At 67.9% G+C, this 20,594-nt stretch carries 15 protein-coding genes; 6 read left to right on the top strand and 9 right to left on the bottom strand.

Annotated elements, in window-relative coordinates; all coding sequences use genetic code 11:
- Nucleotides 1-80: 80 nt before the first annotated feature.
- Genes MTR62_RS12710 through alr form a run of 3 tightly spaced genes read right to left on the bottom strand, consistent with a single transcriptional unit; the run spans nt 81 to nt 2,844 of the window.
- The gene (locus MTR62_RS12710; RefSeq protein ID WP_244021453.1) at nt 81-425 is read right to left on the bottom strand and encodes a RidA family protein; all 345 of its coding nucleotides are present in this window, start codon (nt 423-425) and stop codon (nt 81-83) included.
- 32 nt (nt 426-457) lie between these two features.
- Nucleotides 458-1,708 carry a D-amino acid dehydrogenase gene (locus tag MTR62_RS12705; protein ID WP_244021449.1) on the bottom strand — a complete coding sequence of 417 codons (1,251 nt, stop codon included), beginning with the start codon at nt 1,706-1,708 and terminating at the stop codon, nt 458-460.
- Complete coding sequence (gene alr, locus MTR62_RS12700) at nt 1,705-2,844, bottom strand: alanine racemase (protein ID WP_244021447.1); 1,140 nt, start codon at nt 2,842-2,844, stop codon at nt 1,705-1,707. Before alr ends, MTR62_RS12705 begins: the two co-directional genes overlap by 4 nt.
- 136 nt (nt 2,845-2,980) lie before the next feature.
- Between alr and MTR62_RS12695 the strand changes: the two genes are divergently transcribed.
- From MTR62_RS12695 to MTR62_RS12685, 3 genes are all read left to right on the top strand, one after another.
- On the top strand, nt 2,981-3,460 hold the full coding sequence (locus MTR62_RS12695) for an Lrp/AsnC family transcriptional regulator (RefSeq protein WP_244021445.1): 480 nt from the start codon (nt 2,981-2,983) through the stop codon (nt 3,458-3,460).
- 163 nt (nt 3,461-3,623) lie between these two features.
- Nucleotides 3,624-5,456 carry a methyl-accepting chemotaxis protein gene (locus MTR62_RS12690; RefSeq protein WP_244021443.1) on the top strand — a complete coding sequence of 611 codons (1,833 nt, stop codon included), beginning with the start codon at nt 3,624-3,626 and terminating at the stop codon, nt 5,454-5,456.
- 88 nt (nt 5,457-5,544) lie between these two features.
- Nucleotides 5,545-6,909, top strand: a complete 1,365-nt coding sequence (locus MTR62_RS12685; RefSeq protein ID WP_244021440.1) for an alginate export family protein — start codon at nt 5,545-5,547, stop codon at nt 6,907-6,909.
- An 80-nt stretch (nt 6,910-6,989) separates the two neighbouring features.
- On the opposite strand, the gene MTR62_RS12680 is transcribed toward MTR62_RS12685, so the two are convergent.
- The 4 genes from MTR62_RS12680 to MTR62_RS12665 all read right to left on the bottom strand — a co-directional run bounded on the left by MTR62_RS12680 (nt 6,990) and on the right by MTR62_RS12665 (nt 14,389).
- Nucleotides 6,990-8,768: a gamma-glutamyltransferase family protein gene (locus MTR62_RS12680; protein WP_244021438.1), complete on the bottom strand. Its 1,779-nt coding sequence runs from the start codon at nt 8,766-8,768 to the stop codon at nt 6,990-6,992.
- Between the two features lie 112 nt (nt 8,769-8,880).
- Nucleotides 8,881-11,259: a TonB-dependent receptor plug domain-containing protein gene (locus MTR62_RS12675; RefSeq protein WP_244021436.1), complete on the bottom strand. Its 2,379-nt coding sequence runs from the start codon at nt 11,257-11,259 to the stop codon at nt 8,881-8,883.
- 672 nt (nt 11,260-11,931) lie between these two features.
- Entirely contained in the window at nt 11,932-12,768 is an 837-nt protein-coding gene (locus tag MTR62_RS12670; RefSeq protein ID WP_327194409.1) for a DeoR/GlpR family DNA-binding transcription regulator, read from the bottom strand.
- Nucleotides 12,769-12,829: 61 nt separating this feature from the next.
- Nucleotides 12,830-14,389 (bottom strand): glycerol-3-phosphate dehydrogenase, encoded by a 1,560-nt coding sequence (locus MTR62_RS12665; protein WP_244021434.1) that lies wholly within the window; start codon nt 14,387-14,389, stop codon nt 12,830-12,832.
- Nucleotides 14,390-14,618: 229 nt separating this feature from the next.
- On the opposite strand from MTR62_RS12665, the gene MTR62_RS12660 reads away from it, so the two are divergent.
- Both MTR62_RS12660 and glpK read left to right on the top strand, forming a co-directional pair.
- Nucleotides 14,619-15,446, top strand: coding sequence for an MIP/aquaporin family protein (locus MTR62_RS12660; RefSeq protein ID WP_244021433.1), 828 nt, complete (start codon nt 14,619-14,621; stop codon nt 15,444-15,446).
- Between the two features lie 111 nt (nt 15,447-15,557).
- Nucleotides 15,558-17,048 carry a glycerol kinase GlpK gene (gene glpK, locus MTR62_RS12655; protein WP_244021431.1) on the top strand — a complete coding sequence of 497 codons (1,491 nt, stop codon included), beginning with the start codon at nt 15,558-15,560 and terminating at the stop codon, nt 17,046-17,048.
- A gap of 6 nt (nt 17,049-17,054) precedes the next feature.
- Here the strand turns inward: glpK and MTR62_RS12650 are convergent, their stop codons facing one another.
- Entirely contained in the window at nt 17,055-18,080 is a 1,026-nt protein-coding gene (locus MTR62_RS12650) for an alpha/beta hydrolase (protein WP_244021428.1), read from the bottom strand.
- Nucleotides 18,067-20,145 carry a TonB-dependent receptor domain-containing protein gene (locus MTR62_RS12645; protein WP_244021421.1) on the bottom strand — a complete coding sequence of 693 codons (2,079 nt, stop codon included), beginning with the start codon at nt 20,143-20,145 and terminating at the stop codon, nt 18,067-18,069. Before MTR62_RS12645 ends, MTR62_RS12650 begins: the two co-directional genes overlap by 14 nt.
- Before the next feature lie 209 nt (nt 20,146-20,354).
- Here MTR62_RS12645 and MTR62_RS12640 point away from each other — a divergent pair.
- Nucleotides 20,355-20,594 (top strand): hypothetical protein (locus MTR62_RS12640; RefSeq protein ID WP_244021414.1); only part of this gene is annotated, 240 nt, incomplete at its 3' end.

The raw sequence follows: 20,594 nt of genomic DNA, 5'->3' as shown, positions 1-20,594 counted from the left end.
AAACCCGCCCGGCGCGGGGCCGGACGGGTTTTGTGTATATCGTTGGGGCGCGGCGACCCAGCGCGTCAGGCCTTGGCGCGTCAGGCCTTGGCGGCGGTGACGATGATCTCGACCTTGTATTCCTCGCTCGCGAGCTTCGATTCGCCGGTGGCGCGCGCGGGCGGGGGCACGTCGGCGACCCAGGCGTCCCACACCGCGTTCATCTCGGCGAAGTCGGCCATGTCGGCGAGCCAGATCTGGGCCATCAGCATGTGCGCCTTCGAGCTGCCCGCAGCGTCCAGCAGGCGTTCGATTTCGGCGAGGACCGCGGTGGTCTGTTCGGTCACGCTCTCGCCCGGCTCGCACTGGCCCGAAAGATAGATGGTCTCGCCGTGGATCACGGCCTGGGTCATGCGCGGACCCTGTTCGATGCGGGTGATGGTCATGGTTGTCCTTTGGAAGGGAGGTTGGCTGCGCCTTAATAGCGCGCGAGCGAAAGGTCACCCGCCTCGATCGCGGGGCGCTTGCCTGAGATGAGGTCGGCGATCACCTGCCCCGAACCGCAGGCCATGGTCCAGCCCAGCGTGCCGTGGCCGGTGTTGAGATAGAGGTTGGAATAGCGCGTCGCGCCGATGATCGGGGTGCTGTCGGGCGTCATCGGGCGCAGGCCCGACCAGAACGTGCCCGCGGCAAAATCCCCCGCCTCGGGAAACAGCGAGGCGGCCGAGTGGATCAGCGTCTCGCGCCGGGTCTCGGGCAGCGTGAGCGTGTAGCCCGAGACTTCGGCCATGCCGCCGATGCGGATGCGATCGCCCAGCCGGGTCACGGCGACCTTGTAGGTCTCGTCGAGCAGGGTGGAGACCGGCGCTTCCTCCGGCCGGGTGATCGGCACGGTGAGCGAGTAGCCCTTGACCGGGTAGATCGGCAGGCGAAGTCCGAGCGGGGCCAGAAGATGCGGCGAAAAGCTGCCAAGCGCGGTGAGGTAGGCGTCGGCGGTGACCGGACCCTTGTCGGTGTCCACCCGCACGATCCGCCCGCCTTCCTCGACCAGCCGGTGGATCGCCGTGCCGCTGCGGAATTCGACCCCGCGCGCGGCGGCCATCTGGGCGAGCGCGTTGGTGAACTTGAAGCAGTCCCCGGTTTCATCGTGCGGCAGGCGCAGGCCGCCCACGAACGGCGCGCGGGCCTTGGCGAGGCCCGGCTCGGCGGCGATGCATCCGGCCGTGTCGAGCAGTTCGAAAGGCACCCCGTCGGCTTCGAGCACGGCGACGTCCTTGGCCACCGCGTCGAGGTCCTTCTGCTTGCGGAACAGCTGCAAGGTGCCCTGCGTGCGCGCGTCGTAGGCGATCCCGGTTTCGTCGCGCAGCGTGTCGAGACAGTCGCGGCTGTATTCGGCGAGGCGCACCATGCGGCTCTTGTTGATCGCGTAGGCGCGCGCGTTGCAATTGGCGAGCATCGCCGCCAGCCAGCGCAGCATTGCAGGATCGGGCCGGGGGCGCACGATCAGCGGCGAATGCTTCTTGAGCATCCACTTGATCGCCTTGACCGGGATGCCCGGCGCCGCCCAGGGCGAGGCGTAGCCCGGCGAGATCTGGCCCGCGTTGGCAAAGCTGGTCTCGAGCGCGGGGCCCTCCTGCCGGTCGATCACGGTGACCTCGTGCCCCGCCTCGGCGAGATACCAGGCCGAGGTGACACCAACGACGCCGCTGCCCAGAACTGCGATCTTCATGCCGAGGGGGACCTTGTCGTGGCGGCGCTTGCGCCGGAGGTTGAGGCTTCGGGCAGGCCGAGGTGGATGCGGTGGTAGCGGCGGCTGAGCTGGGTCAGGATCTCATACGAAATCGTGCCCGCATCGCGCGCCACGTCGTCGATGCTCTGGTGGGGGCCGAGAATTTCGACCGGGGCGCCGGGATAGAGGTGCTCGGGCGCGATGTCGGTCACGTCCAGCGTGATCGAATCCATCGACACCCGGCCCACGATCGGCACGCGGGTTCCGGCGATGAACACTGAACCGGTGTTGCCAAGGCAGCGCGGCCAGCCATCGGCGTAGCCCATCGGGATCGTCGCGATGCGGGTTTCGCGTTCGGTGTGGAACGTCAGCCCGTAGCCCACCCCTGCGCCCGCCGGAATGGTGCGCAGCTGCGCGATCGGGATGGTCAGCGCGACGACCGGGGCCATCGGGTTGGGGGCATCGTTGGGCGCGCCGCCGTAGACCGCGATCCCGGCGCGCACCATCGCGAAGTGGCCGCGCGGCAGGAACGATCCCGCGCTGTTGTCGAGCGCCACGGGCACGCCGGCAAACCGCTCGGCCAGGGCGCTCATGCGCGCGTACTGCTGCGCGTTGGAGGGGTTTTGCGGCATGTCGCCGCAGGCCAGGTGGCTCATCACCAGGCGCAGGTCGAGCCGCTCGGCAAAGGTCGGATCGGCCAGGAAGGCGTCGATTTCCCAGGTTTCCATGCCCATGCGCGCCATGCCGGTATCGACCTGGACGACGGCAGGAAGGCGCCGGTTGGCGCGGGCGGCGGTGGCGGCCCAGCGCTGCGCCTGGTCGAGCGAATTGAGCACCGGGATCGCCCCGGCGGCGAGGCATTCGTCTTCCTGGCCGGGGAGCAAGCCGTTGAGGACATAGACGCTGGCCGGGCCGTCAAGCGCGGGGATCAGCGCGCTGGCCTCGCCCACGAGCGCGACGAAGAGGTGTTCGCAGCCCTCGCGCATCAGCGTGCGGGCGACCTCGATCGCGCCCAGGCCATAGCCATCGGCCTTGACCACCCCGGCCACCGCCGCGGGTGCGACCTGGGCGCGGATACGCCGGTAGTTGGCGGCCAGCGCGGCAAAATCGATGGTCAGCACGGCACCGGAATTCACGCGACTTGCCTCCTTGGGGTTCCCGACAGGATAGATGGATGTTACCGCAGTATCGTTCATTCTTTTTGCCAAACATTCCTAGAATATGCCAAAATGCGCGGCATATGGGCTGATTATGCGGAAGTAGTGGTAGATTATGGCGTCCAGTCTCGACAATGCGGATCGGGCCATCCTGCGCGTGCTGCGCAGCGATGCGCGCAAGCCCAATTCCGAAATCGCCGAGATCGTCGGTCTCTCCCCCTCGGCCTGTCTGCGCCGCATCCGGATCATGGAACGCAGCGGAGTCATCCGGGGCTACACCGTCATAACAGGGAGCGACGGCGACAGCGAGCAGGCGGTCGACGTGGTGGTGCAGGTAACCCTCGATCGCCAGACCGACGACTATCTCATGCGGTTCGAAAACGCGGTGCGCCAGTGCCCCGAAGTCCACGAGTGCTTCCTGATGACCGGCGATGTCGACTACTGGCTGCGCATCCGCGCGGCGAGCGTGGCGGCCTACGAGGTGATCCACGGCGAAGTGCTCTCGCGCCTGCCGGGGGTTACGCGCATTTCCTCGAGTATCGCGATGCGCGATGCCATGCGTGCGCGCCGCAGCGGTGGCGCCGGCCGCCGCTGAAGCGCGCGGGCGGCGCAGCGTAATCTTGCCCGCGCCTGACCCGCATCCTCGCACTTCCCCCTAGGTCCGGCCTAGCCCTTGCTTATGCGGGGTGAGGGTAAGGCCTTGGCATTGTCGGTTCGCAACAGCGGGCGCAGCCAACGCTAAAGACCAAGGGTAAGGTATGCAACATTCGGTAAAAGGTACGGCCTCGTGGCTTGCCCGTCGCTCGATCACGCAGCGGCTCACCATTCTCTCGATCTCAGCAATCGTTTGCGGCGTGGCGCTGCTGGCGACCACCGTCGTCGGATCGATGCTCACCATTGCGATGACCGACCGGGCGCACCAGACCAGTGAGCAGGCGCTCTACGCCGCGCTGCTGGAGAAGGACTTCGCCTCGCTCGAACGCGACGTGTTCCGCTACGCGCTGGTGCGCGACGCGAAGAGCCGCGAGGACATGGAAGGCAACATGGCCGACCTCAAGACCTCGATCGCGGATACCAGGAAAGTGCTGGGCGAATACGAACAGGCTGAAATCGACAAGGTCGTGTCGAATGCGGACAACTATGTCGGGGTGGTCAAGAAGGAGCTGACGGGGCCGTCGAACGCGCCCGGCGTGGTCGAGCGGATCATGACTTCGGGCGACGAGGTCGATTCCTCGATCGAGGCGATCCGCAACCCGGTGATCGCGCGCAGCGAGGAAATCGACGCCGCACAAAGCATGTTGGCGACCATGATCCTGATCGTCTCGGCGGTGATCTGCCTGGGGGCGGGCTTCGCGTCCTACCTGCTCGCGCGGGCGGTGCGCCGCACCATCGTCGAGGAACTGGGCGGCGTGCGCCAGTCGATCTTCGCGATCGAGGGCGGCGAGCTGGAGACCCAGGTGCCCTACCTCGCGCGTCGCGACGAAGTGGGCGAGCTGGCGCAGGCCGCCGAACGCCTGCGCATGACCACGATCGACAAGCGCACCAGCGAGGAAGAGACCCGCGAGATGCTGACCATGGTCGGCGGGCACCTGCACGAACTGGCCGAGGGCGACGTCACCGTCCAGCTGCCCGAACTGGGGCAGGCCTTCGAGCGGCTGCGCCACGATTTCAACCGCACCGTCGATCGCCTGCGCGAGACGCTGATGACCGTGTCCGACGCGACCGCGAGCATCAAGACCGGAGCGACGGAGTTCAGCCAGGCCTCGAGCGACCTTGCCAACCGCACCGAGCGCCAGGCCAACGACCTGGCCAACGTGGCGGGCACGATCCGCGCGCTCAGCGACGATCTGGCTGGCACCGCGTCGAGCGCGCAGCAGGCGTACCAGCGCGTGGGCGATGCCGTCCACGAGGCGCGTGACGGTGGCGAGGTGGTGGCCCAGGCGGTCAGCGCGATGGAGGCGATCCAGAAATCGACGGCGGAAATCGCCAATATCATGTCGGTGATTGACGGGATCGCCTTCCAGACCAACCTGCTTGCGCTCAACGCGGGCGTCGAGGCGGCGCGCGCGGGCGAGGCGGGCAAGGGCTTTGCCGTGGTCGCCACTGAAGTGCGCGCGCTGGCGCAGCGCACCACCGAGGCAGCGGGCGACGTGCGCACGCTGATCGAGACCAGCTCGGGCCAGGTCGAACAAGGCGCGCAGATGGTCCAGCGCACGGGCTCCTCGCTCCAGCGGATCATCGAACGCATCGACCACGCGACCGAGATCGTCACCCAGATCACCACGTCGGCGACCAACCAGTCGGGGCGCCTCAGCGAGGCCGACAAGGCGATCGCGGCGATGGACGTGGCGACCCAGCAAAACGCGGCGATGGTCGAGGAAAGCACCGCAGCGGCGCGCAACCTGTCGAACGAGACCGAGAAGCTGTCGAGCCTCGTCGCGCGCTTCCGCCTTTCGGGTGGGGCCGTGCTCGACGCGCGCGAACGCTTTGCGACACCGGTGAACGACCTCGTGCCGATGCCGATGCCGATATCCGGGCGATCGGGCGGCGGCGCGCAACGCGCGGTGGACCCGGACTGGGCCGAATTCTGATCGGTCCGACCAGGCGGAGCAGGGCCGTGAACCGACCGGACCGGCCCACCGGACCGGTCCACCGGACAGACCAAAGGGAGGCGATACGATGAGCAGGAAACAAGGCAAACGCGCGGATCGCCGCGGGGCGGCGCTGCTGGGTTTCATGGCGGGCGCGCTGGCAATCCCGGCGGGCACCGCGCGGGCTGAGGACGCGACCTCCTCGCGCTGGGACGTGACGGCCAGCGTGCGGGCGCGCTACGAGACGTTCGACGGGGGCTACCGGCCGGGCGGGCGCGAAAGCGACGATGCGCTCTCGCTGCGCTCGAGCCTGGCCATCGGTTATCGCGGAGACGGCTTCGAGGCGGGCTTCGAGCTGCGCGATTCGCGCGCCTACGCGATCGACGAGAGCACGCCGCTGGGCTCGGGTGACATCGATGCGCTCGAGATTGCGCAGGCCTGGGTTCGCCTCCCGCTGGGTGATAGCGCACGCCTGACGGCGGGCCGGATGCTGCTCAACATCGGGTCGAAGCGGCTGGTGGGCGATCCCGGCTTTCGCAACGCGGCCAACGCTTTCACCGGCGTGCGCATCGACTGGAAAAGCGCGGGCGCAGATCCGCTGGCGGTTACGGCCTTCTACACCCTGCCCGACATTCGCCGACCGGATGACAAGCAGGAACTGGCCGATAACCATTTCCGCTTCGACGTCGAACGGCTCGAGCTGCGATTCTGGGGTGTTCATGCAGCGCGCGCGGTGGGCGGCGTTGATGGCGAACTCTATGTCCTGGGGCTGGACGAGGATGATTACCGAGGGACGGCAACGCGTAACCGGCATCTTGTCACGCTGGGCGCGCGGCTGCGCGGAACGCCCGCACCGGCGCTGTCTTACGAACTGGAAGGCATGGCGCAGCTCGGAACGATCCGCACGTCGAGCGCGCCGGATGCAGCGCGCGTTCCCGTGCGCGCGTGGAGCACGCATGCCGAGATCGGCTATCGTTTCGCGGACGGCTGGAAGCCGCAGCTTACGCTGTTCGCGGATCTGGCGAGCGGGGACAAGGCGGGGACCCGTGCCTACGAGCGTTTTGACCTGCTCTACGGTCCGCGCCGTGGCGATTGGGGGCCTGCGGCCCTGTTTGGACCACTGGGGCGCAGCAATATCACCAGTGCGGGTGTGCGCCTCAATGCCGCGCCGAGCAAGCGCCTCGACGGTTTCGTCGAATGGCGCCGGATGGGACTGATGTCGGCGACCGATGCCTTTGCCTTTACACGGGTGGTCGATCGCGAGGGGCTTTCGGGCCGCGATGCGGGCAGCCAGTTTCAGGCACTGGTGCGCTATTGGGTCCTGCCCAGGCGCCTCCAGCTCGAACTGGCGGCAGCGGTACTCGACAAGGGGCCGTTTCTGCGCAACGCACCCAACGCGCCCGATGCGGGCGATACCCACTACGGCTACGTCTCACTGCTTTACACGTTGTAGTGTTGCGCCAGCCGTGGACGTGAAAAAAGGCGCTGCGGACAGTAAGCCTGCAGCGCCTTTTCGTGTGGGACCGGCGTGGCTCAGAAGCCGCGTGCGATGCCTTCGCGGCGCGGGTCCGCCCCGCCGAGGTAGCCCTTGGGCGTGACCACGATCGCCTGAAGGCCCGAAGCCTCGCCGCGCGCGGTGTCGAGCGGCATGGCGCGGGCGGCGAGCCCGTCGAGGATTGCCTGCGGGAAGGGATCGGCGTTGAACTTGTCACCATGGGCGACGAGGTTGGGCAGCGCCACCACCTGCTGCGGGGTCAGCCCCCAGTCGAGCAGGCCGACCACGGCCTTCGAATTGTAGGCCTGGATCGCGCTGCCACCGGGCGAACCGGCGGCGGCGTAGAAGCGGCGGTCGCGGGTCAGCACGATGACTGGCGCCATGGTCGAGCGCGGACGCTTGCCGCCGGCCACGGCGTTGGCGGCGGGCGTGCCGTCTTCGTTCGCGGGCGTGAACGAGAAGTCGGTCAGCTGGTTGTTGAGGAAGAAACCGTCGACCATGCGGCCCGAGCCGAAGATGCTTTCGACCGTGGTGGTCATCGAGACCGCGTTGCCCTGCGCGTCGACGATGACGATGTGGCTGGTGCCACCGGGCTCGAGCGTCTGGTCGGGGCCGAATTCGGGCGCCCCTGCGGGGTGGCCGAAGGTGACGGGACCCGCCTTTTCGCCCACCAGCGCGGCGCGCTGCGCTTCGTAGGCGGGGTCGAGCAGGCCCTTGATCGGCACCGTCACGAAGGCCGGATCGCCGATGTAGCGATCGCGGTCGGCGTAGGCGAGGCGGTTGGCCTGCGCGAATTCGAACCAGGCCTTGGGATCGTTGGCGCCGCGCCTGTCGATGTCGGTGTGGGCGAGCACGCCGAGCACCATCTGCAGCCCCGGCCCGCCCGAGGGGGCCTGCGGGGTGCACACGATGTGGCTGCGGTAAGGCTCGCACAGCGCTTCGGTCCGGTTGGGGCGATAGGCGGCCAGGTCGGCCAGCGTCATCGTGCTGGGGTGGGTGTCCTCATGCACGCGCGCGACGATGTCCTGCGCGATCGGGCCGGTGAGGAGGCCCGAGGCGCCGAACTTGGCGATCACGTCGAGCGTGTGCGCGTAGGCCGGGTTCTTGAGCACGTCACCCGCCTGGTAGCGCTGGCCATCGGGCTTGGTGAAGTAGGCGACCGCATCGCTGGCGTGCGCCTGCGGGGCCTTTGAGGCAATCATCCCGGCAAGGCGCGGGCTGACCACGAAGCCGTCGGCGGCCAGATCGTGCGCCTGCTTGAACAGCACGTTCCAGGGCAGCGTGCCGTGGTCGTGGTGCGCCATGTCGAGCATCGCGATCGCGCCCGGAACGCCGGTCGAAATGCCGCCCAGCACCGCCTCGCGGAAGGGCAGGGGCTGGCCGTCCTTGCCCAGGAACAGCTTGAGGGTCGCGCCTGCGGGCGCCTTTTCACGCCCGTCGTAGGCGGTCACGGTGTGGCTCTTGGCGTCGTAATAGACGAGGAACGAGCCGCCGCCGATCCCCGAACTCTGCGGCTCGACGAGGCCGAGCACGGCCTGGATCGCGACGGCGGCGTCGATCGCCGAGCCACCTTGCTTGAGCACGTTGACACCGGCCATCGTCGCCAGCGGATTGGCCGCGGCGACCATTGCGTGGCGGGCAAGGCCATCCTGCGGCTCGGGGTGCGCGACGTCGGGGTGGACGGCGGGCGGCGGCGCGGCGCTGGTCGTCGGGGCTTTGGCCTGGGCCATCATCGGCGAGGCGACAAGCGCGAGAGCGGACAGGCAGGCCCCGAGGCGGAAGGGCAGCGAGCGGGAACGGGCGGCGAAAAGGGTCATGCGGGCAGGATTTCCAGCTAGTCGCAAAAAGGGGGGAAGCGAAAATTCGGGAGGCCCAAAGCGAAGGGAGCGCCCCCTTTCGGGAGCGCTCCGCTTGCTGGGCTCGGGGTGCTTACCAGTTCAGGCTGGCGCGCACGTAGAGGTAGCGGCCGTTGAAGCCCCAGGGCGAGTAGCCCGGGAAGCCGACGACGCCGGTGGTGTTGAGCGTGGCGGGCGTCTTGTTCGGGTAGATGTCGAACAGGTTGTTCGCGCCCAGCGCCAGGTTGAAGGGTTCGTCCTTGGGCTGGTAGCGCACCTCGAAGTCGGTGATCGCCTTGGCGCCGGTGTCGTAGTCGCGCGCGGCGGTCGAGCCCGGAACGGTCACGTTGCCGTAGTAGGTCACGCGTGCGGTGGCGCCGATCTGGCTGCCCGACCAGACCATCGTGCCCACCACCTTCTCGCCGGGGGTGCCCTGCTCGATGGTGTTGATGCGGGTGCGCGCGAAGAGCGTCAGGTCGGTCACGGTCGAGGTCTGGGTCGGGACCTTGGTCACCTTCACGTCGTTGACGTTGCCCGCCAGCGTCAGGTCGAAAGTGCCCGCCTTGTCGGTCATCAGGCGGTAGTGGGCAACCGCGTCGATGCCCTTGGTCGTGGTGGCGAGGCCGTTGATGAAGAAACGGGCCGCGGCAACGCCGTAGGGTTCAAGCAGGTCGGCAACCGTGTCGCTCGAGCTGGCGTAGAGCAGCTCGGACAGGCCGAGCTGGTCGCGCACGTGGATACGGTAGCCATCGACGGTGAGGTCGAAGCCGCCCGAACGGAACACGAAACCGGCCGAGAGGTTGGTCGACTTTTCCGGACGCAGCGCCTTGCCGCCCAGAGCGGTCGCCACCGTCGAGGTCGAGGGGTAGGTGCCGGTCAGGACCACGTTGCCATCGGAAATGACCGAGGCGACCGAGGTGTAGTACTGCTGCGCGAGGCTCGGCGCGCGGAAACCGGTCGAGGCGGTGCCACGGATCGCGAAGCTCGGCGAGAAGTCGTAGCGGGCCGAGAACTTGCCGGTGCCGGTCGTGCCGAAGTCCGAATAGTCCTCACCGCGTCCGGCGAGGCCGAGCAGCAGCTTGTCGGTGACCTGCGCTTCGAGGTCGAGGTAGATAGAGCCGTTGTTGCGATGCTTTTCGACCGCGTTGGACGGCGAGAAGCCAGTGAAGCCCTGCGCGCCCGGCGTGGCGTCGGGATAGGCCGTGCCGTAACCGTAGGAGGCTTCTTCACCCGCCTGGATCTTGTAGCCTTCGCGGCGGCCTTCGACACCCCAGGCCACGTTCAGCGACTGGAACACGTCGAACTGCTTGGAGAAGTCGAGCCCGGCGACCCACTGGTCGTAGATGTTGGCGCCGTCGTAGAAATCGGTCTGGGTGTCCGCACCATAGGTGTAGTTGGCCGAGTTGCGGGTCCAGTAGTCGATCCGGTTGCGGCCGTAGCTCAGGTTGATGTCGGTCTTCCAGCCGGCGATCTCACCCTTGAGGCCACCCGTGACGGTCATGTCCTTGGAGTGGGTGTTGATCTTGGGCAGGAACCCGTCGGGGTAGATGTCCGACAGCCCGTATTGGTCCGTGACCGACGCCAGGCGCGGGAACGCGGCCGAGCTGGTGTCGCGGTACTGGTAGCCGCCGAAGGCATAGGCTTCCCAGGTGTCGTTGATCGGCTTGCCGGCGTTGGCGTAGACCGAGTAACCCTCGACCGCGGGATCGCCGTAGCGGGCGTCGACGGCAGGGGTGTCGAGACGCGGGTCGGCGTCGCTGCGGTTGGTCGGGTTGCGGTGCGTGTATTCGCCCGAAACGGTCAGGAAGCCGTCCTGGCCCAGCTTCATGCCCTGCCAGGCGCTGGCGGTGAAGCTGCTCTCGCCGGTGACGTGGCGGCTGTCGCGCGCGGTGTGCACGTCGGTGTCGTAGAGGCCGTAGGTCGCCGTCGCGCCGCCGCCGTGGTCGGCTTCGCGCAGGCGCAGGTTGACGACGCCGGCAATGGCGTCCGAACCGTACTGCGCCGAGGCGCCGTCACGCAGCACTTCGACCGAGGCGAGCGCGGTCGAGGGGATCGAGTTGAGGTCGACCGCCGAGGAACCGCGGCCCACCGAGCCGTTGACGTTGAGCAGCGCCGAGGAGTGCGCGCGCACGCCGTTGATCAGCACCAGGGTCTGGTCGGGCGACATGCCGCGCAGCACGATCGGGCGGATCGCGTCGGTGCCGTCGGTCGCCGAGGGGCGGGGGAAGTCCATCGAGGGAACGGTGTTGGCAAGCGCGGTCGCCAGCTCGGTCGTGCCCTGCTGCTTGAGTTCGGTCGCGGTGACGACGTCGACCGGCGAGGCGGTGTCGAGCTTGGAGCGGCCTTCGGCGCGCGAACCGGTGACGACGATCTGGCTGTCATCGGGATTGGCGGTATCCTGCGCCCAGGCGGCCTGCGCCTGAACGAGAGCAAGAGCCGACGCGGCAAGCGCCAGCTGCGTGGTGATCTTCAAATTATACCTCCATCGAGAAGGCCGGATTGGCGCCTTCCCGGACTTGTCTGAACCTTGGAAAGTATCAGAGAGCAGAACGCCTGCGGACCCTGGGGTTTTCCTGACTTTGTCCATTGCCACGCGCGGACCGCTGCGACCGGAACGTGCGCAAAATGGCAATGGGCGCGTTTGAAACGATCGCGCAGCGGCTCGCAAGTAAAAAAATCTGTCGTTTCGAGATTTGTGACGGGGGTGTTGCCAATGCGCCTCGCTCTTTGTTTTTAAAAGAAAAAACATTGAATTTAGCGCTATTGTAAGGTGGCGCTATTGATCGATGGAGGTGCTGGTCCGCTCTCACTGCGAACAGATCGGACGGTCGCTGTGTGGTCTGTGAGGATCGGGCCGGATAATTGAGAAAACGTTTTCCAAATGCAGCGATAGCTCTCGGATGAACGCGTCTTGCGCGTTCCATTTGGTATGTCTTGTCTGGCGCTGCGTAATCTGTTCGGGGTCCTGGTGCCGCGGTGCTTGCGAAATTGGGAATGAACTTCGCGCAGCATCGGCATGACCGCCGCTGCCTGTGACAGCAGATCGGGCGGCTGCGCGGAAGCAAGCGATTGTTTCAGGGGGGCAAGATCGGCTTTTGCCGGGCGCGCCACGATGCACCGCAGGGCGGGCGCCCGCCGGGAAGCGTCACGCGTCCGGTGCGGTCTCGATCAGGTTGACGCCGTGGCGCTCGCACGCAGCGCGCAAGATGGGGTCCGCAATCCGGTCGGTGACGAAGAAGTCGATCGCCTCCATGCCGCACACGCGCACCGGGGCGGATCGCCCGATCTTGGCCGAATCCGCGACGAGGATGACCTTGCGCGCGTTGCGGATGATGGTCTGCGAGACCTCGACCTCGTCGATCGCGAAATCGAGCAGGCTGCCGTCGGCATCGAGCGCGGAAATCCCGATCAGCGCGTAATCGACCCTAAAGTTCTCGATGAAGCGCATCGCGAGCGCGCCGACGACCGCGCGATCACTGGTGCGCACTTTGCCGCCCACGCTGACCAGTTCCATCGCCGGATGGCTCGACAGCGTGTCGACGACGTTGAGGTTGTTGGAGATCACCATGAGGTTGCGGTGGTGCGCGAAGTTCGCCGCGACGGCCTCGGTGGTGGTGCCGATGTTGACGAAGAGCGAGGCGCCGTCGGGAATGAGCGCGGCCGCCGCTGCGCCGATCCGCGCCTTGGCCTGCGAGGCGACGGTGCGCCGCGCGTCGTAGGCCAGGTTGTCCACTCCCGACGTCACCAGCGCGCCGCCGTGCACGCGCGACAGCAGCGCCTGGCGGGCCAGCACGTTGAGGTCCTTGCGGATCGTCTGCGGCGTGACCGCGAGCCGCTCGGCCAGATCGTCGACGCTGACCGAACCGGCGCTGCGCGCGATCTGGAGGATGTGCGCGCGCCGCGCCGAGACGATGTCGCTCTCTCCAGCGCCGTTACCCGCGCCTGTCGCCGTGTCCATCTCTCCCGCCTCGCGCTGGTCCATCGTCACTCGTCCTTCTCCTTGCGACCTGCCCTAGAACGGACCGGCGACGAGGGGAAGCGACTCAGGTCGATGGCGTGGTACGGGCCAGATAGGCGTCGATGGCCGCCTGCGTTCCGGCGGGCGTGTGCAGGCCGAGCTTGGAGCGGCGGTAGAGCACGTCCTCGCCGCTGCGCGCCCATTCGTGGGCGACGAGATAGTCGACTTCGGCGGCGTGGAGGCCGCCGCCAAAGTCGTGCCCGAGGTCTTCGGGCACCCGGGCCTGGCCCAGGATGGCGGAAACGCGCGTACCGTAAGCGCGCGCCAGACGGCGCAGCAGGCTGGGCGGCATGGCTGGCCAGCGCGCGGCCAGATCGCGGGTGAAGGCGTCGAAGTCCTTGTCCGGCAGGTCGCCGCCGGGCAGCACCGCGCCCGCCGTCCAGGCTCCGCCAGCCTCGGGAAAGACTTGGGCGATGTGTTCGAGCGCGTGTTCGGCGAGCTTGCGATAGGTGGTGATCTTGCCCCCGAAGATCGAGAGCAGCGGCGCCTTGTCGCCCTCGGGCTGTTCGAAGTCGAGCACGTAGTCGCGCGTCACCGCCGAGGCGTTGGCGGCGTGATCGTCGTAGAGCGGGCGGATCCCGGCGTAGCTCCACACGATGTCCTCTGGGCAGACCTGGCGTTCGAAGTAGCGGTTTACCGTATCGCACAGATAGGTGACTTCTTGCGCGCTGATCTCGGCCTTGCCGGGGGCCTGCGTCCACGGTTCGTCGGTGGTGCCCACCAGCGTGAACTCGCCTTCGTAGGGGATCGCGAAGACGATGCGCCGGTCGGGGTTCTGGAGCATGAAGGCGTGGTCGCCCTCGTAGAGCCTGGGCAGCACCATGTGGCTGCCCTTGACCAGCCGCACGCCGCGATCGCTCTTGGCCCGGCCAATCCGGCCGAGCACCGCATCGACCCAGGGTCCTGCGGCGTTGATGAGCATCCGGGCACGCACTGTGCGGGTTTCGCCGGTTTTCGTTTCGAGGGTTGCTACCCATTCGCCGTTTTCGCTTTTCGCGTCGATCAGCCGCGTGCGCGTGGCGATCCGCGCGCCGCGCGCGGCGGCGTCCATCGCGTTGAGCACGACGAGGCGGCTGTCCTCGACCCAGCCGTCCGAATAGACGAAGGCGCGGCCCTTGGTCTTGAGCCCCTTGCCGCGCGCGCTGCGGCCAAGATCGATCGTTTCGGTGCCGGGCAGCGCCTTGCGGCCACCCAGGTGGTCGTAGAGGAACAGGCCGAGCCGGACCAGCCAGGCCGGGCGCGGTGACAGCGCCTGCGGCAGCACGAAGCGCAGCGGCCACATGATGTGCGGCGCCATGCCGAGCAGGCGCTCACGCTCGATCAGCGCTTCGCGCACGAGCCGGAATTCGTAGTATTCGAGGTAGCGCAGCCCGCCGTGGATGAGCTTGGTCGAGGACGAGGAGGTGTAGCTGGCAAGATCGTCCTGTTCGACCAGCTGGACCGAAAGGCCACGCCCGGCCGCATCGCGCGCGATCCCGGCGCCGTTCACGCCGCCGCCCACGATCAGCAGGTCGAACACGGGCGTGTCGGCCGCTGCCGGGGTCTGCGCAGCGGCGTGCGAAGAGGCGGGGGAAGGGGCATTCATCGTCGGTCTCCCGTGGGTGGGGCGATTCGCCCTGCTGCGTGGCCGGTCCGTCGCCGCAGGAGGGGGCGGGAATGGGAACGCGGCTCGTCGGTTTTCGTTTCTGAAAATATGCGCGCGAAAACGAAAATGCAAACGAAAGAGTTGACGTTCGTTCGAAAGCATGTGCAGATGCGCGCGGATTGAACGAAAGTCGAAACGAATCCGGGAGAGTCTCTAGGTGTCCCCCAGTGTGTCACGGCGCCGCGCATGGATCGGCGAACTCATCAGCGAGGCGCTCGCCGTCGCGATCATCATCCTGATCGGCGACAGCGCGGCGGCGATGATTACCCTCTACGACCCCAACCCTTACGCGCAGGCCTATTGGGGCGTATGCATCGCCTGGGGGCTGGGCGTGACCATGGCGATCTACGTCACCGGCTCGGTTTCGGGCACCCACGCCAATCCGGCGGTGACGCTTGCGCTCGCGCTCTATCGCGGTTTTCCCAAGCGCAAGGTCGTGCCCTACTGGATCGCGCAGGTCGTCGGCGGGTTCGTCGGCGCGGCGCTGGTGCTCCAGCTCTACCATCCGGTGATCGACGCCTACAACGCCGCGCACGGGCTGACCCGCGCGGGCGGCGGCGCGGCCGGGGTGTTCTTCACCCATCCCGGCGAACACGTCACGCCGATGCACGCCTTCTGGGACGAGGTGATCCTGACCGGGATGCTCTTGCTGGGCATCTTTGCGATTACCGACGAGTTCAACGAAGTGGCCCCGCGCGCCAATTCGAGCGCGCTGATGATCGGCCTGCTGGTCGCCGCGATCGGCGCCTCGGCGGGCTATCTTGAAGCCTGGGCGCTCAATCCCGCGCGCGATCTGGGCCCGCGCCTGCTGGCCTGGCTGGCGGGCTATGACGGCGCGGCCTTCCCCAGCCCCGGAAACTACTGGTGGGTGCCGCTCGCCGCGCCGCTGCTGGGCGGGGTGCTGGGCGCCGGGCTCTACCAGATCGCGGTCAAACCCTTCCTGCCCTCGGGTCGCAAGCCGCACGCGCAGGACGACACGGCGCCCGCCACCGACTAGAGCACAGAGCACGCCCGTGCAAAGCCCTGAAGAGGGCGGGCACACCGCCTGATCCGACCCAACCCACAACGCCTGACCCAAACCAGAACGAAGCGCCCCGGAGAGTCTTTCATGCCCCAGCCCCAGCACATCCTCGCCATCGACCAGGGCACGACCTCGACCCGTGCGATCGTGTTCGACAAGGCGGCCCGCCCGGTGGCGAGCGCGCAGTGCGAATTCGAGCAGCATTACCCCGACCTCGGCTGGGTCGAGCACGATGCCGAAGACATCTGGCGCGACACCGTGCGCATGGCCAGCGAGGCGATTGCCAAGAGCGGCGTCGGTCCGGCGGGCATCGCGGGTATCGGCATCACCAACCAGCGCGAGACGGTGGTGGTGTGGGACCGCCAGACCGGCGCGCCGATCCACCGCGCGATCGTCTGGCAGGACCGGCGCACCGCGAAAGTCTGCGCCGAACTGAAAAGCCAGGACGGGTTCGAGGAAGAAGTGCGCACCCGCACGGGCCTGCTCGTCGATCCCTATTTTTCGGGCACCAAGATCGCCTGGATCCTCGACAACGTGGCCGGAGCGCGGGCGCGGGCGGAAAACGGCGAGCTGGCCTTCGGCACGATCGACAGCTTCCTGATCTGGCGGCTCACCGGCGGCGCGGTCCACGCCACCGACGTTACCAACGCCGGGCGCACGATGCTCTACAACATCCGCGAGCAGCGCTGGGACGAGGAGCTGTGCCGCATCCTGCGCGTGCCGATGGCGATGCTGCCGCAGGTGCACGACAACGCGCACGTCTATGGCCACACCGAGGCTTCGCTGCTCGGCGCGCCGATCCCCATCGCCGGGGTTGCGGGCGACCAGCAGGCGGCGCTGTTCGGGCAGGCCTGTTTCGAGCCGGGCATGGCCAAGTCGACTTATGGCACGGGCTGCTTCATGCTGCTCAACACCGGCAGCGAGGCGATCGCCTCGCGCAATCGCCTGCTGACGACGCCCGCCTACCGCCTGAACGGCCAGATGACCTACGCGCTCGAAGGCTCGATCTTTGTCGCTGGCGCGGCGGTCAAGTGGCTGCGCGACGGGATCGGCGTCATCACCCACGCGCGTGAGACCAACGACATGGCCACGCAAGTCCCCTCGAGCCACGGCGTCTATATGGTGCCTGCCTTCGTCGGCCTCGGCGCGCCGCATTGGGACCCCGACGCGCGCGGCGCGATCTTTGGGCTGACGCTTGGCGCGACGCAGGCGCATCTGGCGCGCGCCGCGCTCGAGGCGGTGGCCTATCAGACCATGGATCTGGCCCGCGCGATGGTCGCCGACGGCGGCGCCGCGCCCGAGCGGCTGCGCGTCGATGGCGGCATGGCGGCGAACGACTGGCTGTGCCAGTTCCTCGCCGACATGCTCGAGGCGCCGGTCGAACGGCCGGTCCACCTTGAGACGACGGCGCTGGGCGCCGCGTTCCACGCCGGGCTGGCCACCGGGCTGTGGCCCGATCTGGCGGCCTTGTCGCAGACCTGGACGCAAGGCCAGCTGTTCGAGCCGCAGATGGCCTCGGGCGAGCGGCAGGCGCTCATCGCGGGCTGGCACGACGCGGTGCGCCGCACGCTGAGCTGACGCGCCCTATTCCGGCTCGGCGCTGGCGATCGCTTCGGCGCCGCATTCCGGTGCCGCCGGATCGGGCGCGGCACCCGCCGCCGCGATCAGCGCGGCGCGCAGCGAAAGCGCGAACATCGCGCCATGGCCTTGCCCTGTGCATCGGGTCAGCGTCACGTGGGCTCCTTGGTCGGCAAGCTGCCGGGCGAGCGTGACGGCCGCTTCGGGCGCCACCGAGCCGCGCATGTCCGGGTGCGGCCCCTTGGCGAGAGCGGTGGCCTGTGCTGCTCCCGGCCGTCCGCCGCGATGCGCGCCGCCTTCTCCGCGCACCACGGTGATTGCGCGCGGGCCGCCATCGGGCGCCTTGCGCACGCGCTTCGGGTCCTTGAGGAACGAGCCGTAGTTCCACCATAGCGCCGGATCGGCCGCGACGAAGGTGGCGAAGGGCACGTGCTGGCGCGTTGCCGCGTAGAGCACGAAGAGCCCGCCGTAGGAGTGGCCCCAGAGGGTCTCGCGCGTGGGATCGATCGGCGCCATCGTGGCAACGCGCGGGACGATCCGTGTGCCGATGAGGGCGAGGAAGCGCGCCGCGCCGCCGCCGGGCCGTCCCTGATCGTCGACCAGAGGAGCCTGGGGGTGGCGCGCTGGCGCGGGCGTATAGTCGAACGCGCGCGCCTTGACGTCGAAGCGCGGCTGGCCGACGTACCCCACCGCGACGAGCACCGGCGGCGTCGCCCCGGTTTCGAGGCGGCGCAGCAGCGCTTCGTCGATCGCCTCGATCGCCGCGCCCCCGTCGAGCAGGGTGACGAGCGGGAAGCCGCCCTCGGGCGCGGCGCGGCGCGGAATGGCGACCACCACGTCGTAGGTGCGTCCGGCCTCGCGCGCGGGCAGCGTGAAGCGTTCGAACCGGTAGGCGGCCGATCCGGTTTCGACCACGCCCGGCTGCGCGGCGGCTACGAGCCGGGGCTGTGCGGGCGCGCTCGCCGAAGCGAGCGTGCCCAAGACGCCGAGCGCGAGGAGCAGGCCCCGTGCCAAAGCCCTAGAAGTCGACATTGATACCCATCCAGTAGCGACGCCCGTCACCCTGCATGTTGTAATCGGCTACGTCGAGCCGCTTGTCGGTGAGGTTGTAGATGCCCAGCTTAAGCGAAACCGCCTCGCGCAGGCGCAGCACGCCGCCGATGTCGGCCTGGAAATAGTCGGGGTAGATGCGCCCGACGGTGGTTCCCTCGGCGTTGACGAGCGCGCGCCCGTTCGACCCGGTGCGCAGGCCCGCGTTGATCTCCTCGCCGCGATAGGTCAGCGAGGTCCACAAGGCGAGCGTTTGCGTGACGTCGAAATCGGCGCGCGCGTTGGCCATGTGCTTGGGGGTCTGGGTCAGCGGATAGCCCGCATAGTCGCCCGTCTGCTGCTTGGAATCGGTGTAGGTGTAGCCCGCCTTGAGCGAGAGGCGCTCGATCGGTTTCCACCGTGCGGTCACTTCGAAGCCCTGCGAGCGCGACCGGCCGACGTTGTAGTTGTAGTAGAGCCGGTAGTTGGTGTCCTCGCTCCAGCGCGCGATCGAGCCATCCTCTTCGTAGACCAGCGCGCTCTGGATCTTGTTGCGGAATTCGGTGCGAAACGCGGTGCCTCCCAGCGAGAACGCGGGCGAGGGGTGGTAGAGCACGTTCACTTCGTAGTTGGTGCTGGTTTCGGCCTTGAGGTCGGGGTCGCTGATGATGACCCCGCAGGTGCCGTCCGCGCCATAGGTGCAGCTCGATCCGCCGGTGGTATAGGCATAGCCCGGCGCGATGACGCGGATTTCGGGTGCGCGAAACCCGGTCGAGACACCGCCCTTGAGGGTGAGCGCGGAGGCCGGGTTCCACACCGCGTAGAGGCGCGGGCTCCAGTGGCCGCCATAGACCTGGTGATCGTCAAAACGCAGCCCGCCGGTCAGCGCGAAGCCATCCGCCAGTTGCCATTCGTCCTCGAGGAACAGGGCGCGCTGCCAGATGGTGTAGGTCCGTTCGAGATTGTCGCGCAGCCCAGGATTGATGTCGACCAGCCGGTTCCAGATGTACTGGCCGCCGAAGGCCAGGTGGTGATCGCCCAGCGGCGTGTTGTCGAGCGGCAGGTTGATGAGCGCGTCGAGCACCGTGTTGGTGATGCGCGGGTTGCGTGTCGCGCGGGTGTAGCCGCCGTCGTCATCGGCGGTGTAGCTGCGGTAATGGCTGCTTTCGCGCAGCAGCGAGACCGCGCTGGTCAGCGCTTCCCAGTCGGCGTTCCAGCGCAGCGTGCCCGCGTTGCGGCGGGTGATGTTGTAGTTGCTGGTGCCCGTGTCGGCGAGCGTCGCGCCCGCGTTCGCGACACGCTTGACGCGCGTGGTGTTGCCTTCGAGCAGGACTTCCTGGCCCGGAGCTGGCCGCCAGGCGAGGCGCCCGGTCAGGTTGTAGTCGCGCGCGCCGTAATTGCCGCTCACGATGTCGTCCTCGCCGCGCCGGTAGATCCGGCCCCAGGTCTGCACGCCCAGCGTATCGGCGACGACGGGCCCGGCGAGGTAGTACTGGCCCTGGACCCAGTTGCCGCTGTCACCATGCTCCTGCACGACATAGTCCGCGCCGACCGAGCCGCCCCAGCTATCGGGAATCGTGCGGGTGATGATGTTGATGACGCCGCCGATCGCGTCCGAGCCGTAGAGCGTGGACATCGGGCCGCGCACCACTTCGATCCGTTCGATCGCGGCGGCGGGCGGGGTGAAGCTCTGTTCGTAGCCGCCGGTGCCGTTGGTGCGGCTGTCGCGGGTGGACTGGCGCACGCTGTCGACCATGATGAGGGTATATTGTCCGGGCATCCCGCGCATGGTGATGTCGCGGGTGTTCGAGGCCCCGGTCACGTTGATCCCCTCGACATCGCGCAGCGCGTCGGTGAGGTCGGCCATCGGCCGCTTGGCGAGCAGTTCGGAGGTGACCACCGTGATCGAGGCTGGGGCGTCGATCACGCGTTGTTCGCGTGCGCTGGCGGTGACGACGATTTCGTCCGACTTGGCGGGCTCGGCCGTGCCGGTGTCTTCGGCGAAAGCAGGCGTCTCGATCAGGCCGAGCGAAAGGATGAAGGCCGCGGCGGCCGGTTGAATGCGCATTTTACCCCCTTGTTGCAAATGGTTCGCAGCGGGCGGCTATCAAACGAACGAATTTATTGCAACTCATTCTCAATTGCATTTTTAGAAGAGCGCTTGCGCGGGCAGGCATGGCCCTGCGCGTTGGGATCGTCTTGAGCACGAACGCATCGTATCGCGCACTTGGGGCGAAGAGCTTGCCCAAGCCGGTCTCGCCCCTTAGGGCGGCGCGGGTGAAGAGCGTTCTGTCCTGGGTTCTGACGCTGCGGCTCTGCGCCGCGCTGCTGCTCGCCGTCATTGGCGTGCAGGCGGCTGAGCCCGTGCGCGCGCCGCTCCATCCGGTTCCGGGAAGCGCGTTTAGCGCCGCGACGATCGACGTCGCGCTCATGCCCGCGCGTACGGGATCGGTGCGCGCGCTCGTCGCGCTGCCCGACCCCGTCGTGCCACCGCGCCCGGTCGCGGCCTTCGCGCTG

The organism is Novosphingobium organovorum, from assembly GCF_022832435.1.
Classification (GTDB): Bacteria; Pseudomonadota; Alphaproteobacteria; order Sphingomonadales; family Sphingomonadaceae; genus Novosphingobium; species Novosphingobium organovorum.
This window is presented reverse-complemented; position numbering and strand designations above follow the sequence as displayed.

Coding starts and splice junctions, on each gene's coding strand:
- MTR62_RS12690 (WP_244021443.1), top strand. CDS start 3,624: ATGCAACATTCGGTAAAAGGTACGGCCTCGTGGCTTGCCCGTCGCTCG.
- MTR62_RS12670 (WP_327194409.1), bottom strand. CDS start 12,768: ATGGACCAGCGCGAGGCGGGAGAGATGGACACGGCGACAGGCGCGGGT.
- MTR62_RS12645 (WP_244021421.1), bottom strand. CDS start 20,145: ATGCGCATTCAACCGGCCGCCGCGGCCTTCATCCTTTCGCTCGGCCTG.
- MTR62_RS12695 (WP_244021445.1), top strand. CDS start 2,981: ATGGCGTCCAGTCTCGACAATGCGGATCGGGCCATCCTGCGCGTGCTG.
- MTR62_RS12680 (WP_244021438.1), bottom strand. CDS start 8,768: ATGACCCTTTTCGCCGCCCGTTCCCGCTCGCTGCCCTTCCGCCTCGGG.
- MTR62_RS12705 (WP_244021449.1), bottom strand. CDS start 1,708: ATGAAGATCGCAGTTCTGGGCAGCGGCGTCGTTGGTGTCACCTCGGCC.
- glpK (WP_244021431.1), top strand. CDS start 15,558: ATGCCCCAGCCCCAGCACATCCTCGCCATCGACCAGGGCACGACCTCG.
- MTR62_RS12710 (WP_244021453.1), bottom strand. CDS start 425: ATGACCATCACCCGCATCGAACAGGGTCCGCGCATGACCCAGGCCGTG.
- MTR62_RS12650 (WP_244021428.1), bottom strand. CDS start 18,080: ATGTCGACTTCTAGGGCTTTGGCACGGGGCCTGCTCCTCGCGCTCGGC.
- MTR62_RS12685 (WP_244021440.1), top strand. CDS start 5,545: ATGAGCAGGAAACAAGGCAAACGCGCGGATCGCCGCGGGGCGGCGCTG.
- MTR62_RS12665 (WP_244021434.1), bottom strand. CDS start 14,389: ATGAATGCCCCTTCCCCCGCCTCTTCGCACGCCGCTGCGCAGACCCCG.